Source organism: Microbacterium sp. 2216-1, assembly GCF_046507855.1.
GTDB classification, from domain to species: Bacteria; Actinomycetota; Actinomycetes; order Actinomycetales; family Microbacteriaceae; genus Microbacterium; species Microbacterium esteraromaticum_C.
This window is the reverse complement of the sequence record NZ_JBKFTM010000001.1, coordinates 1,420,741-1,433,382: the sequence shown is the minus strand read 5'-3', so window position 1 is coordinate 1,433,382 and position 12,642 is coordinate 1,420,741. Positions and strand designations below refer to the sequence as shown.

Here is a 12,642-nt window from a genome sequence, read left to right as displayed (position 1 = left end):
CGGCGTCAGCGCACCGCGCGGCCGTCAGCGATGTCGATCAGACGTTGCAGCACGGGTCCCGAACGCAGCCCGTTGTGCTCGTGCTCGTTGGTCACCCACGGGTGCACACCGGGCAGCAGCCGTGCGGTCTCCATCGAGAACTCGTACGGCACGTAGACGTCATTCAGATACACAGCGGCAGCCCCGGTCACGCCCGACGCCGCAATCGCCTCCGCGTCGTAGATCTTCGGCCACTCGTGTTCAGCCAGACGCATGGCGACACCGCGCCAGGGCCGGAACGCCGGAACCGTCTCGGTCCACGAGCTCTGAATGTGCTCGCCGGTGAACAGAGTGGGGTCCTCATCGAAGGCGACGGGCGTCATGCGCTCTGCCGACCACCGCGTCGCCTGCCCCGAGGCGTAGCTGGACTCGTGGAACACGTAGTACAGCGGATTGCGGCCGCCGTACGGCATCGCCGCAGCGAGGTCGTAGCGGAACGCGTTCGTGCGCGGGTCGAGCTCGAGCAGTGACCACAGCGTCTGCCAGCCATCGTTGGTGCCCAGCGCCGAACCGACCGAGCGCAGCCGCGAGACCGAGACGATCTCGCCGTCGGGCAGCACGAGTTCGCCTGCGGCGGCGAGATCGACCAGCGCGCGCATCCGCTCGCGATGCTCGGGAAAGCGTCGGTAGTACTGCTCGGATGCTGTCTGCATCTTCTCGTAGCAGAGCGCGTACACCTCATCGGGGTGGCGGTCGATGGTGCTGAGCCCGCCGGTGATGAACACGCTCTGCAACGACGACGCATCGGTGGAGAGGTACGCCAGCGTCGTGAAGCCGCCGAATGACTGGCCGAGCAGGCTCCACCGCTCGATGCCCAGAGCCTCGCGCAGTGCTTCGGCGTCGCGCACGATCGAATCCGCGCGCAGGTGGGTCAGGTATTCGGCCGCGCGCTCATCGCCGAGCGACAGCAGGTCGTCGCTGACCGGCGTGGAGCGTCCGGTGCCGCGCTGATCGAGCATGACGACCCGGAAGTGCTGCAGCGCTGTGTCCAACCAGGCCGGCGCTGACGGTGCGTGAAACGGGCGAGGAGCCTCGTGCCCCGGACCACCCTGCAGGAAGACCAGGTGCGGCAGGTCCTCTCCGCCGGGGCGCGAGATCACTGCGGCGAACACCTCAAGAGTGCGCTCGTCATCGGCATCCGCCCATACCAGCGGAACCGTCAACCGATGCTCGGCGACGGTGAGATCCTGCATCCGGCGGACAGTTGTCTGAGCAGTGCGCATCACATCACGTTCCCTACGTAGGAGTACTTCACGAACACCTCGGCGGCGATACCGGACTCCTCCAGCACCCCCTGGAGTGCGGTCATCATGTAGTGGGAATCCCACCCCATGTACAAGTGGTGCGCGGCATCGAGCGAGTCCCACTGACCCTTCCACGCCATCTCGTCGTAGATCGGCCCGCCGTGCTTCGCGCTGTAGGCGAGCGCCGCGGACGGATCATCGGTCCATGCGCGTCGGAAGACACGGTTGAACAGGGCGCGCACATCCTTGATCTCCCAGTGCTCGCCCCGATACTCGCAGTAGTCGAACTCGCGCTCCCACCCCATCGGCCACCCGCGCCGCCGCACGGCATCGAGCACCGGGGTGAGTCCGTCGTCGTCGATCTCGGGCAGCGCCGGGCGTGCCCAGATCGTCACGAACTCGTCGATCAGGCGGACGGTGCGCGCCGTGATCGCCGCGGTATTCCAGCTCGCCACTGCGGCCAGCTCCCGCGTGGCGGGCACCGCACTGCGCGCATAGGCATCGTCGCGTTTGGTGGGGAACGAGGCACCGAACACGCGCTCGGTCAGCGCGGACTCCAGCAGCGTCAGGTTTCCCAGCGTCGGTGCGAGCGCACGATGGCTGTTCTGCTCGTCGTCGCTGTAGTCCTTCCACACCCGGGAACCGTCTCCGCTCCAGCCGTCGGCGGGGACCGCCGGCACGATGCTCTCGATGTCGTAGGCGTCGAGGTCATCGACCTGCTCGAGTCGGCCGAGCACGTACGCGGGGTGGGGGAGCTCCCCATACTTGAGCACGGCGCTCACGCGCTCATCCGACGGCGTGATGCGCGCGACGGCGCGCATCAGCTCATCGCGTCCCGTCTGACGGGCGCGGCACAACCGTGCGATGAGCCGGTCGGTCGGCAGGCCGACGATCGCGCGGCGCAGGAACATCGCCTGCGTCCACTCCAGCACCTCGATCAGCTCGTCGCGCGTGATCGCGCCGCGACGGTGGTCGCCGTACGCGCTCATCACGAGGGGGTACGTCGCCCGCCCGAAGGTGTTCAGATGGTGCAGATGACGGCGGATGCCGGCATCCGATTCGCCTTGCGGGTCCAGGAGGATGCCGTAGATCTCGGCATACTCGCGCCAGACGGTGGCATCCGCACGCAGACGCGCGGCGTCGAGTCGGGGGAACGAGCTGCGGAACGCGGCGTACACGCCGTGCTCGCCCGAGACGTCGATCTCGCGGCCGAGTGTCATCACCAGGAAGTGACGCCAGAACGCGCCGATGCTCTCACCGGTGGCCTGCTCGATGGGCAGCCAGAACTCCTGCTCGATGCTCAGCTGCTCGGCGTGGGAGAGGCCCATCAGGATGTAGTTGTGGATGAGCTCGTGGTCGCGCAGCGGCTGCCCGGTCGAGTTCAGGCTCTCGAAGATCTGCTGGGCGCTGGCGCTGGCGCCGAGCGTGATCGAGACGTGCTCGAGCTTCTGCAGACCACGCCAGATCACAGCTGCCTCATCGGCATGCACCTGACTGCGGAAGAAGGCGTAGTTATCGTCGAAGCGCGACTCGCGGTCGGCATCATCGCGCCGGTCGAGCACGACCGACTCGTACAACTCGGCCCAGGCGTGGTGCGGGCGCAACTTGGTGCGGGACGCGTCATCGGCGCGGACGAGGACGCGTTCGAGCTCGGCGGCCATCGCGGGATCACTGCCCTGCACCGCGTGGTGCAGCGCGGCGATCAGCAGCATGACCGTCGTGATGCGCTGCTGCCCGTCGATAAGGATCAGGTCGCCGCCCGAGGCGTCGCGGCCCGACAGGATGGAGCCGATGAAGTGCCGGTGCTCGTCATCTTGTGCGGCGACCGCACGGATGTCCGAGAGCAACTTCTCGCATCCGCCGATGTCCCAGCGGTACTGACGCTGATACACCGGGACGACGATGTTGGTCGTGGGAGCGGCGAGCCACTCGATGGTGCCGGTTGCGGTCGCTTCGACATTCGTCGCCGTTGCCATGACTGGGTGATTCCTCCGAGCGGCGGTGTGACGGAACCCGCCGCATCGAGTCTAGCCGTGGCCAGATTTTTCCTGGCCGGGCTCTGGGGAGTGTCCAGGGTGCGCAGGTAGGCTTGCCTAAGTAGGGCCTGTTAAAACGTGCTGGCCCGCTACGAAAGGACATGACTCAGATCATGGGATACATCAAGTCCGCAGCCCTTGAAGACAAGGGGTTCGTGATCCTCGACAGCTACGGCGCCGAGATGGACCCCAAGGAATGGCTCGACATCGAGTACGTCGACTGGAAGTCTTCCGGCGACACCCGCTTCGCCCCGCTCGCCAGCGCCAAGGGCGAGATCGAGTGCAACGGCTTCTGGAACCACAAGCCGCCGCGCACCGACAAGGACGGTGTCTGGATCGACTCGCAGACCGCGATCGCTCCGACCCTCACCGCACGCGCCCAGGAGCCCGGTGCGAACGTCGGCCGCTGCCGCATCATCGAGCTGCAGCCGACCCCGTACGGCGAGTGCCTGTACAACCTGCACCAGGACGACAACAACCGTCTGAACCCGGATGGTACCGGATGGGTCGTCCGCGGCTTCTTCAACCTCACCGACGACAAGGACAGCTACTTCGTCCTGCGTGAGAACCGCACCGACCCGAGCATCGAGTACCGGATCGCCCTGCCCGCCGGCGCCCAGCTGATCGTCGACACGCAGCGCCTGTGGCACGCCGCGACGCACAACGGTACCGAGCCGCGCTACTGCCTCATCACCTCGTGGGAGTCGGGCCCCGAGCTCGACGCCTACATTGAGAAGTACAACGGCACCGACCAGCACACCCAGGTCGAGGTCGCGCAGGACGTGCTCGAGGCGGGCTACGCCGAGCAGGCTCGCAAGGATGCCGCGCGCGCGGCCTACTACGCCGCGAAGGGCCAGCAGGTCAAGCTCGCGATGAGCGAGGCCTGAGCCTCTGAACGCCTGAGGATCCGGGCGGATCACATGCTTGTGATTCGCCCGGATCTGGGTGATAATCGCCGTACAACCACATAGTTCGCCGGATTCTCGGTTCAGGTCGTAGGGGAAGACGTACCTGATGAAACGGAGAGATCATGGCGACGGGATACGCACGCGGGGTGGTGTTCATCCACTCCGCACCACGCGCGCTTTGCCCGCACCTCGAATGGGCGGTCGGAGGCGCCATCGGGCGCGCCGTCAGCTTCGACTGGAGCGATCAGCCCGTGCAACAGGGTACGCGCCGCGCCGAGTTCCACTGGGACGGTCCGGTCGGTACGGGGGCTGCTCTCGCAACAGCCATCCGCGGGTGGGAGCATCTGCGCTTCGAGGTCTCAGAGGACCCCACGCCCGCCAATGACGGCGGACGCTGGCTGCACACGCCCGATCTGGGCATCCACTACGCGCAGACCGATGCGTCCGGCAACATCGTCATCGGCGAGGACCGCATCCGCTATGCGATGGAGATCGCCGCCGGCAGCGCGATCGAACTGCAACGTGAACTCGACGTCGCGCTGGGCTCGGCGTGGGACCAGGAACTGGAACCGTTCCGGCATGCCGGCGACGATGCACGCGTGGTCTGGCTGCACAAGGTCGGCTGAGTCGGATCATGAAAACCTGCGGAGGAGGCGCGAGTACCGGGGTCCGGTGAGTCGCTCCCGGAAGCCGAGAAAACGAATCCTCCGTGAGACGACTGAAGCCCCCTGCGGGGAAGCAGGGGGCTTCAGTCATGCGTGGCCGACTCAGTCGGCGCTGCGGAACGCGACAACGGCGTTGTGCCCGCCGAAGCCGAACGAGTTGCTGATCGCCAGCAGATCGCCGTCGCCGAGCGGCTGCGGTTCACCCGACAGCTTGAACGGCACAGCCGGGTCGGGCTCAGACATGTTGATGGTGGGCGGTGCGACCCGGTCGCGCAGGGCGAGCACCGTGTAGACGGCCTCCAGCGCGCCGGTACCACCCAGCAGATGGCCGGTCGATGCCTTGGTCGCCGAGACCGGGATCTCATCGATGCGGTCTCCGAAGACGCGCTTGAGAGCCTCGTACTCGTTGGGGTCGCCGACCGGGGTGGAGGTGGCGTGGGCGTTGATGTGCGCCACATCGTCGGCAGTCGCGCCGGCCTGAGCGAGCGCCTGCTCAACGGCGCGGGCAGCACCGGCGCCCTCCGGGTCGTTGCCGGTGATGTGATACGAGTCGGCCGTGACGCCGCCACCGACCAGGTAGGCGTAGATCTTCGCGCCGCGGGCCTTGGCGTGCTCCTCGGTCTCGAGGACCATGGCTGCACCGCCCTCGCCCATCACGAAGCCGTCGCGGTCAATCGCGCCAGGACGTGAGGCACCGGCGGGGTCGTCGTTGCGGCGCGAGAGCGCCTGGGCCGAAGCAAACGACGCCATCGTGATCGGGTGGATCGCCGACTCGGCGCCTCCGGCGATCACGACATCGGCCAAGCCGTCCTGCAGGTGCTCGTACGCGTTCACCAGCGACTCGGTGCTCGACGCGCACGCACTGACGACGGTGCGGGCGTACGCCTTCGCTCCGAAGTGCAGCGAGAGATTTCCGGCGCCCGCATTGGGCATCAGCATCGGCACCGTCAGCGGCATGACACGCCGCGGGCCGCGCTCGCGGAGGGTGTCCCAGGCGTCGAGCAGTGTCCACACGCCGCCGATGCCGGTCGCCCAGTCGATGCCGAGACGTTCGGGGGCCACGTCGGGCTCTCCGGCATCCGCCCATGCCTCACGCGCCGCGATCAGTGCGAACTGCGTGGACGGGTCGAGACGCTTGGCCTCGTGGCGCGGCAGGACCTCCTCGGGGCGCACGATGGCCTCAGCGGCGAACTTCACCGGGATCTCGTACTGGTCGACCCACTCGTGGGTCAGCGTCCGGGCACCGGGCTTTCCTGCGAGCAGGTTGGTCCAGTTCTCGGGGGCGGTGCCGCCCAACGCGGACGTGGCGCCGATACCGGTGACGACGATGCGCTTGGTCATGGGGGTCCTTCGTGAGGAGGGGAGGGATCAGGGAAGGAGGATGCCACGCCCCGCGGTCCGCGGGGGTGGCATCCGCAGGGTCTTACTCCTGGCCGGCGACGATGAAGTTGACGGCGTCGGCGACGGTCTTGAGGTTCTTGACCTCGTCGTCCGGGATGGTGACGCCGAACTTCTCCTCGGCGTTGACGACGATCGTCATCATCGAGATCGAGTCGATGTCGAGGTCGTCGGTGAACGACTTCTCCATCGCGACCTCGGATGCGTCGATGCCGGTCTCGTCGGTGACGAGCTCTGCAAGGCCAGCGAGGACCTCGTCGTTGGTGAGAGCCATGTTTCTTCCTCTTTCTCGGAGTGGTTTCGGAACCGGTGAACAGTCTAGGGAAAAGGGGCGCCCGGTCAGGGCAGCACGACGACCTGTGCGCCGAAGACGAGACCTGCGCCGAAGCCGATCTGCAGTGCCAACCCGCCGCTGAGCTCGGGGTGCTCCTCGAGTAGGCGGTGCGTCGCGAGCGGGATGGACGCGGCCGACGTGTTGCCCGTCGTCTCGATGTCGCGGGCGATGACGGTCGTCTCGGGGAGCTTCAGCTGCTTGGCGAACTCCTCGATGATCCGCAGATTCGCCTGGTGCGGGATGAAGGCGGCGAGGTCGGATGCCTCGATACCGGCCTTCTCGAGCGCTTCGCGCGCGGCCTTCGCCATCTCCCAGACGGCCCAGCGGAACACGCGCGGGCCCTCCTGGCGCAGCGTCGGCCATGGCGCGGTGCCATCGCGGAACTCCACGAGGGTGTGGTTCATGCCCACCAGGTCGGCCTTGGAGCCGTCCGACCCCCAGACGGTCGCCGAGATGCCCGGCGTCTCGCTGGGGCCGATCACGACAGCACCCGCGCCGTCGCCGAGCAGGAACGAGATGCTGCGGTCGGTGGGGTCGACGATGTCGGAGAGCTTCTCGGCACCGATGACGACCGCGTGGCGGGCCGTCCCGGTGCGGATCAGAGCATCGGCCTGGGCAACGGCGTACGCGTAACCGGCGCAGGCAGCGTTGATGTCGTAGGCGGCCGCCGGGGTGGCGCCGATCCGGTCTGCGACGATCGCCGCCACGGACGGCGTCTGCTTCGGGTTGCTGATCGTCGCCACGATCACGAGGTCGATCTCGGCGGGGTCGACGCCGGAGCGCTCGACCGCTTCGGCGGCGGCCGCCGCCGACAGGTCGACGGCCGATGTCTCGGCGATCGCGCGGGTGCGGGTGATGATGCCGGTGCGCTGGCGGATCCACTCGTCGCTGGAGTCGATCGGGCCGATCAAGTCGTCGTTGGGCACGGCGTTCTCGCCCCGGGCCGCGCCGACCGAGTAGATGCGGGTGTATGCGGGGCCCGATGGCGGGGCGGTGATGCCGGTCATGCTGCTGCTCCGTTCAGCAGCTCTGCAGCCGCATCGAGGTCTTCGGGGGTCTTGACCGCGACGTTGGGAACGCCGCGCAGTCCACGCTTGGCGAGGCCCACGAGCGCCCCGGCGGGTGCCAGCTCGATGAAGCCCGTGATGCCGGCCGCAGTGAACGACTCCATGCACAGGTCCCAGCGCACCGGGGACGAGACCTGGGTGACGAGCCGGTCGAGGGCGTCCTGGCCGGACGAGACGGCGGCGCCATCTCGGTTGGACCAGAGCGTGTGCGTCGGGTTCTGGGGTGTGACATCGTCAACCGCGGCGCGCAGGGTGTCTACGGCCGGGGCCATGTACGAGGTGTGGAACGCGCCGGCGACCTGCAGGGGCATGACCCGCACGCCGCGCGGTGCGCGCTCAGCCAGCTCGGCCAGCGCGGGAAGCTCGCCGGCGGCGACGATCTGGCCCGCCACGTTGTAGTTCGCGGGAGTCAGACCGAGCTCGGACAGCAGGGCGAGCACGACATCGGCGTCCCCGCCGAGCACAGCGCTCATGCCGGTCGGCGTCTGCGCGGCAGCATCCGCCATCGCCCGGCCCCGGATGCCCACCAGACGCATTGCGCTGTCTGCATCGATCACACCCGCCGCGTTCAGCGCCGCGATCTCGCCGACCGAGTGCCCCGCCAGACCATCGGCCGTGCGGCCCGCGCGCTCCACGAGCTGCGTCATGGCGACGATCGAGGCGGCGACGATCAGCGGTTGGGCGATGCGCGTGTCGCGGATGGTATCGGCATCCGACTCGGTGCCGTGCGCGATCAGGTCGACCTCCGCCGCCTCCGAGAAGGCAGCCAGCTGTGCGGGCACGCCATCGAGCTCCAACCACGGAGCGAGAAAACCGGGGGTCTGTGAGCCCTGTCCAGGGCAGGCGGCGACAATCACCCATCCAGTTTGCCAACGAATCGCGCGAGACGGTGGATGAACCATCACAAGAATCGACGCATCGATTGTGCGTGGCGCACAGATCCTTCGTGCGATCAGCGCCTCGTTCGTGTGATCAGCGCCGACGCGTCGTCGCGCGCCGCCGCGCGGGGTCGACGGCGCCGATGGATCCGAGGATCAGCGCTGTCTGCAGAATCAACGCCTCGCGCGGACCTGTCGCATCCCAGCCGATCACCTCGGTGACGCGCTTTAGTCGGTAGCGCACGGTGTTCGGATGCACGAACAGCTCGCGCGCCGTCGCCTCCAGCGACCGGCCGTTGTCGAGATAACTCCACAGCGTCGTCACGAGATCGGGGGAGTGCGCCTCAAGCGGGCGGAAGATCCGCTCGATCAGGGTCTGCTTCGCCAGCGTGTCTCCGGCCAGCGCGCGTTCGGGCAGCAGATCGTCGGCCTCGACAGGTCTGGGGGCTCCGCGCCACGCTCGGGCAACGGCGAAGCCGGCCAATGCCGCGCGAGCGCTCTGCCCGGCATCAACCAGAGCGGTGACGGGAGGGCCGAGCACGACGTACCCCGGACCGAACGACGGCTCCAGGCGCTGCGCGATCTCACTGAACGGCAGCTCGACCTCGTCGACCTCCTTGCCCGGCACACGGGCGCGACCGATCACGAGCACCAATCGGGAGCCCTGAACCCCGATCAACACATCGACCGAGAGCCGGCGCGCCGTGCGGCGCACCAGATCGACGTCGAACTGCGGCGGCGTCGTGCCGACGAGCACACATACCTCGCCATGACCGTGCCAACCGAGCGCGGCGATGCGGCTGGGTAACTCCTCATCGGCCTCGCCGGTGAGGATCGAGTCCACGACCAGCGCTTCGAGTCGGGCATCCCACAGGCCGCGGGCTTCGGCGGCGCGAGCGTACACGTCGGCCGAGGCAAAGGCGACATCGCGGGAGTACAGCAGGATCGCTTCGCGCAGATCCTCGCCGCGCCCGGCGACGCGCTCCTCAGTGACCTCGACGGTGACGCGGATCAGCTGCAGGGTCTGCTGCAGGCTCACGCTGCGCAGCAGCTCACGGGGAGCCGCGGCGAAGATATCGGCCGCGATCCACGGCGTCGACGTCGGGTCCTCGTACCACTGGATGAACGAGGTGATCCCGGCCTGGGCCACCAGCCCGACCGCAGAGCGGCGGGCCGGTGGCATGTCGGCGTACCAGGGAAGGGTGTCCTCGAGCCGCTTGATGGTGACCGTGGCGATATCGCCCGAGATCTTGCGCAACCAGGCGAGTGTGGCGGCCTTATCCATGGCCGGGTTCGAGGATCCGGTCACGTGTCAGCTCTCGCCGCCCGCGTTCCCGCTCGATCCGGCGTTCACATCGAACAGGCGGTACTTCGCGATCGCCTCGCCGACCCGGGCGCGATCGATCTTGCCCTCGTCGGCGAGCGCCTGCAGAGCGCGCACGACCATCGAGGGCCCGTCGATCTTGAAGTAGCGACGAGCCGCGGCGCGCGTGTCGGAGAACCCGAAGTCGTCGGCGCCCAGGGTGTAGTAGCTGCTGGGCACCCACGGGCGGATCTGGTCCTGCACGGCGTGCATGTAGTCGCTGACGGCGATGACCGGGCCCTCGGAACCCTGCAGCTTCTGCGTCACATACGCGGTGCGGGGCTCTTCGTCGGGGTGCAGGAAGTTGTGCTCGTCGACGGCGAGGCCGTCACGGCGCAGCTCGTTCCACGAGGTCACCGACCACACGTCCGAGACGACGCCCCAGTCCTGCTTGAGCAGCTGCTGGGCCTCAAACGCCCACGGCAGACCGACGCCCGAGGCGAGCAGCTGCGTGCGCGGACCCTCGCCCTCGCCGACGGAGACGCGGTGGATGCCGCGGATGATGCCGTCGACATCGACATCCTCGGGTTCGGCCGGCTGCACGAGCGGCTCGTTGTAGACGGTGATGTAGTACATCACGTTCGGGTCGGGGTGGTTGCCGCCGTACATGCGCTCCAGGCCCGAGCGCATGATGTGGGCGATCTCGTAGCCGTATGCCGGGTCGTACGACACCGTCGCCGGGTTGGACGACGCCAGCAACGGCGAGTGGCCGTCGGCGTGCTGCAGGCCCTCGCCGGTGAGCGTGGTGCGCCCGGCGGTGGCGCCGATGATGAAGCCGCGAGCCATCTGGTCGCCAGCGGCCCACTGGGCGTCGCCGGTGCGCTGGAAGCCGAACATCGAGTAGAAGATGTAGATCGGGATCAGCGGTTCGCCGTGCGTCGCGTACGAGGTTCCCGCCGCGGTGAACGCCGCGAGGGCCCCCGCCTCGTTGATGCCGACGTGCACGATCTGGCCCTGCGGGCTCTCCTTGTACGCCAGCAGCAGCTCGCGGTCGACCGAGGTGTACTGCTGGCCGTTCGGGTTGTAGATCTTCGCCGTCGGGAAGTATGCGTCCAGACCGAAGGTGCGGGCCTCGTCGGGGATGATCGGCACGATGCGGTGACCGAAGTCCTTCGACCGCAGCAGGTCCTTGAGCAGTCGGACGAACGCCATCGTCGTGGCGATCTCCTGCGTACCGGAGCCCTTCTTGGGCAGCGCGTAGGAGTTGTCTCCGGGCAGCGACAGCGGCACGTGCGTGGCGCGACGCTCGGGCAGGAAGCCACCGAGGTTCTTGCGGCGCTCGAGCATGTACTGGATCGTGTCGTCCTGCGCACCCGGGTGGTAGTACGGGGGCAGGTAGGGGTTCTCTTCGAGCTGCGCATCCGTGATCGGGATGTGCATGGTGTCGCGGAAGGTCTTGAGGTTCTCCAGCGTCATCTTCTTCATCTGGTGGGTCGCGTTGCGACCCTCGAAGTGCGGTCCGAGCCCGTAACCCTTGACGGTCTTGGCGAGGATGACGGTGGGCTGACCCTTGTGAGCCAGAGCGGCCTGGTACGCGGCGTACACCTTGCGGTAGTCGTGACCGCCGCGGCGCAGCTGCCACACCTGGTCGTCGCTGAGGTCCTTGACCAGGTTGAGCGCGCGCTCGTCCTTGCCGAAGAAGTGCTCACGCACGTAGGCACCCGACTCGGCCTTGTAGGTCTGGTAGTCGCCATCGGGCGTGGAGTTCATGATGTTCAGCAGCGCGCCCTCGGTGTCGCGGGCGAGCAGGTCGTCCCACTCCCGGCCCCAGACGACCTTGATGACGTTCCAGCCGGCGCCGCGGAAGAACGACTCCAGCTCCTGGACGATCTTGCCGTTTCCGCGCACCGGGCCGTCGAGGCGCTGCAGGTTGCAGTTGACGACGAACGTCAGGTTGTCGAGGCCCTCGTTGGCGGCGACCTGAAGCTGGCCGCGGCTCTCGATCTCGTCCATCTCGCCATCGCCGAGGAAGGCCCAGACGTGTGAGGCCGAGGTGTCCTTGATACCGCGGTTCTCGAGGTACTTGTTCGACATCGCCTGATAGATGGCGTTGATCGGACCCAGGCCCATCGACACCGTCGGGAACTGCCAGTACTCCGGCATCAGACGCGGGTGCGGGTACGACGACAGTGCGTGCGGCGCGCGCGACTTCTCCTGCCGGAACCCGTCGAGCTGCTGCTCGTCGAGGCGCCCCTCCAGGAACGACCGGGCGTAGATGCCGGGTGAGGCGTGGCCCTGGATGAAGATCTGGTCTCCGCCGCCCTCAGCGTCGGCACCGCGGAAGAAGTGGTTGAAGCCCACCTCGTACAGCGAGGCGGACGACGCATAGGTCGAGATGTGCCCACCCACACCGATGCCGGGGCGCTGCGCACGGTGCACGGTGACCGCCGCGTTCCAGCGGATCCAGCTGCGGTAACGACGCTCGACCTCTTCGTCACCGGGGAAGGTCGGCTCGTTCTCGGGGGCGATCGTGTTGATGTAGTCGGTGGTCGGAACCATCGGCACGCCGAGGTGCAGCTCCTTCGAGCGCTTCAGCAGGCTGAGCATGATCTCGCGGCCGCGGCCGTGCCCCTTGGCATCCACCAGCTCATCGAGCGACTGCTGCCACTCGCCGGTCTCCTCCGGGTCGCTGTCCAGTGGTGCCTGGGAGTACGGGTCCTGATCGTGAACAGTCACGGTGGAGCCTTTCGTCGATCTGGCAGGTCGTGCC

General features: G+C 67.7%; 10 protein-coding genes. 2 read left to right on the top strand and 8 right to left on the bottom strand.

The window, feature by feature from the left end:
- Window positions 1-5: 5 nt before the first annotated feature.
- Both ACLD0U_RS06660 and ACLD0U_RS06655 read right to left on the bottom strand, forming a co-directional pair.
- A complete protein-coding gene (locus tag ACLD0U_RS06660; RefSeq protein WP_242522213.1) occupies window positions 6-1,232 on the bottom strand; it encodes an alpha/beta fold hydrolase in 1,227 nt (408 codons plus the stop codon).
- Between the two features lie 29 nt (window positions 1,233-1,261).
- A complete protein-coding gene (locus tag ACLD0U_RS06655; protein WP_410340138.1) occupies window positions 1,262-3,259 on the bottom strand; it encodes a DUF262 domain-containing protein in 1,998 nt (665 codons plus the stop codon).
- A gap of 173 nt (window positions 3,260-3,432) precedes the next feature.
- Between ACLD0U_RS06655 and ACLD0U_RS06650 the strand changes: the two genes are divergently transcribed.
- Together ACLD0U_RS06650 and ACLD0U_RS06645 are read left to right on the top strand one after the other, a co-directional pair.
- The gene (locus ACLD0U_RS06650; protein WP_179411835.1) at window positions 3,433-4,206 is read left to right on the top strand and encodes a hypothetical protein; all 774 of its coding nucleotides are present in this window, start codon (window positions 3,433-3,435) and stop codon (window positions 4,204-4,206) included.
- 143 nt (window positions 4,207-4,349) lie between these two features.
- A complete protein-coding gene (locus ACLD0U_RS06645; RefSeq protein WP_179410705.1) occupies window positions 4,350-4,853 on the top strand; it encodes a DUF3145 domain-containing protein in 504 nt (167 codons plus the stop codon).
- 141 nt (window positions 4,854-4,994) lie between these two features.
- Here ACLD0U_RS06645 and ACLD0U_RS06640 read toward each other — a convergent pair whose 3' ends face one another.
- From ACLD0U_RS06640 to aceE, 6 genes are all read right to left on the bottom strand, one after another.
- Window positions 4,995-6,233: a beta-ketoacyl-[acyl-carrier-protein] synthase family protein gene (locus ACLD0U_RS06640; RefSeq protein ID WP_179410706.1), complete on the bottom strand. Its 1,239-nt coding sequence runs from the start codon at window positions 6,231-6,233 to the stop codon at window positions 4,995-4,997.
- Window positions 6,234-6,315: 82 nt separating this feature from the next.
- Complete coding sequence (locus tag ACLD0U_RS06635) at window positions 6,316-6,564, bottom strand: acyl carrier protein (protein WP_087130211.1); 249 nt, start codon at window positions 6,562-6,564, stop codon at window positions 6,316-6,318.
- Window positions 6,565-6,629: 65 nt separating this feature from the next.
- Window positions 6,630-7,631 (bottom strand): beta-ketoacyl-ACP synthase III, encoded by a 1,002-nt coding sequence (locus tag ACLD0U_RS06630; RefSeq protein WP_410340137.1) that lies wholly within the window; start codon window positions 7,629-7,631, stop codon window positions 6,630-6,632.
- Complete coding sequence (locus ACLD0U_RS06625) at window positions 7,628-8,548, bottom strand: ACP S-malonyltransferase (protein ID WP_410340136.1); 921 nt, start codon at window positions 8,546-8,548, stop codon at window positions 7,628-7,630. Before ACLD0U_RS06625 ends, ACLD0U_RS06630 begins: the two co-directional genes overlap by 4 nt.
- Window positions 8,549-8,663: 115 nt before the next feature.
- Window positions 8,664-9,854 (bottom strand): PucR family transcriptional regulator, encoded by a 1,191-nt coding sequence (locus ACLD0U_RS06620; protein ID WP_179411836.1) that lies wholly within the window; start codon window positions 9,852-9,854, stop codon window positions 8,664-8,666.
- Between the two features lie 27 nt (window positions 9,855-9,881).
- Window positions 9,882-12,608 (bottom strand): pyruvate dehydrogenase (acetyl-transferring), homodimeric type, encoded by a 2,727-nt coding sequence (gene aceE, locus ACLD0U_RS06615; RefSeq protein ID WP_410340135.1) that lies wholly within the window; start codon window positions 12,606-12,608, stop codon window positions 9,882-9,884.
- Window positions 12,609-12,642 lie beyond the last annotated feature (34 nt).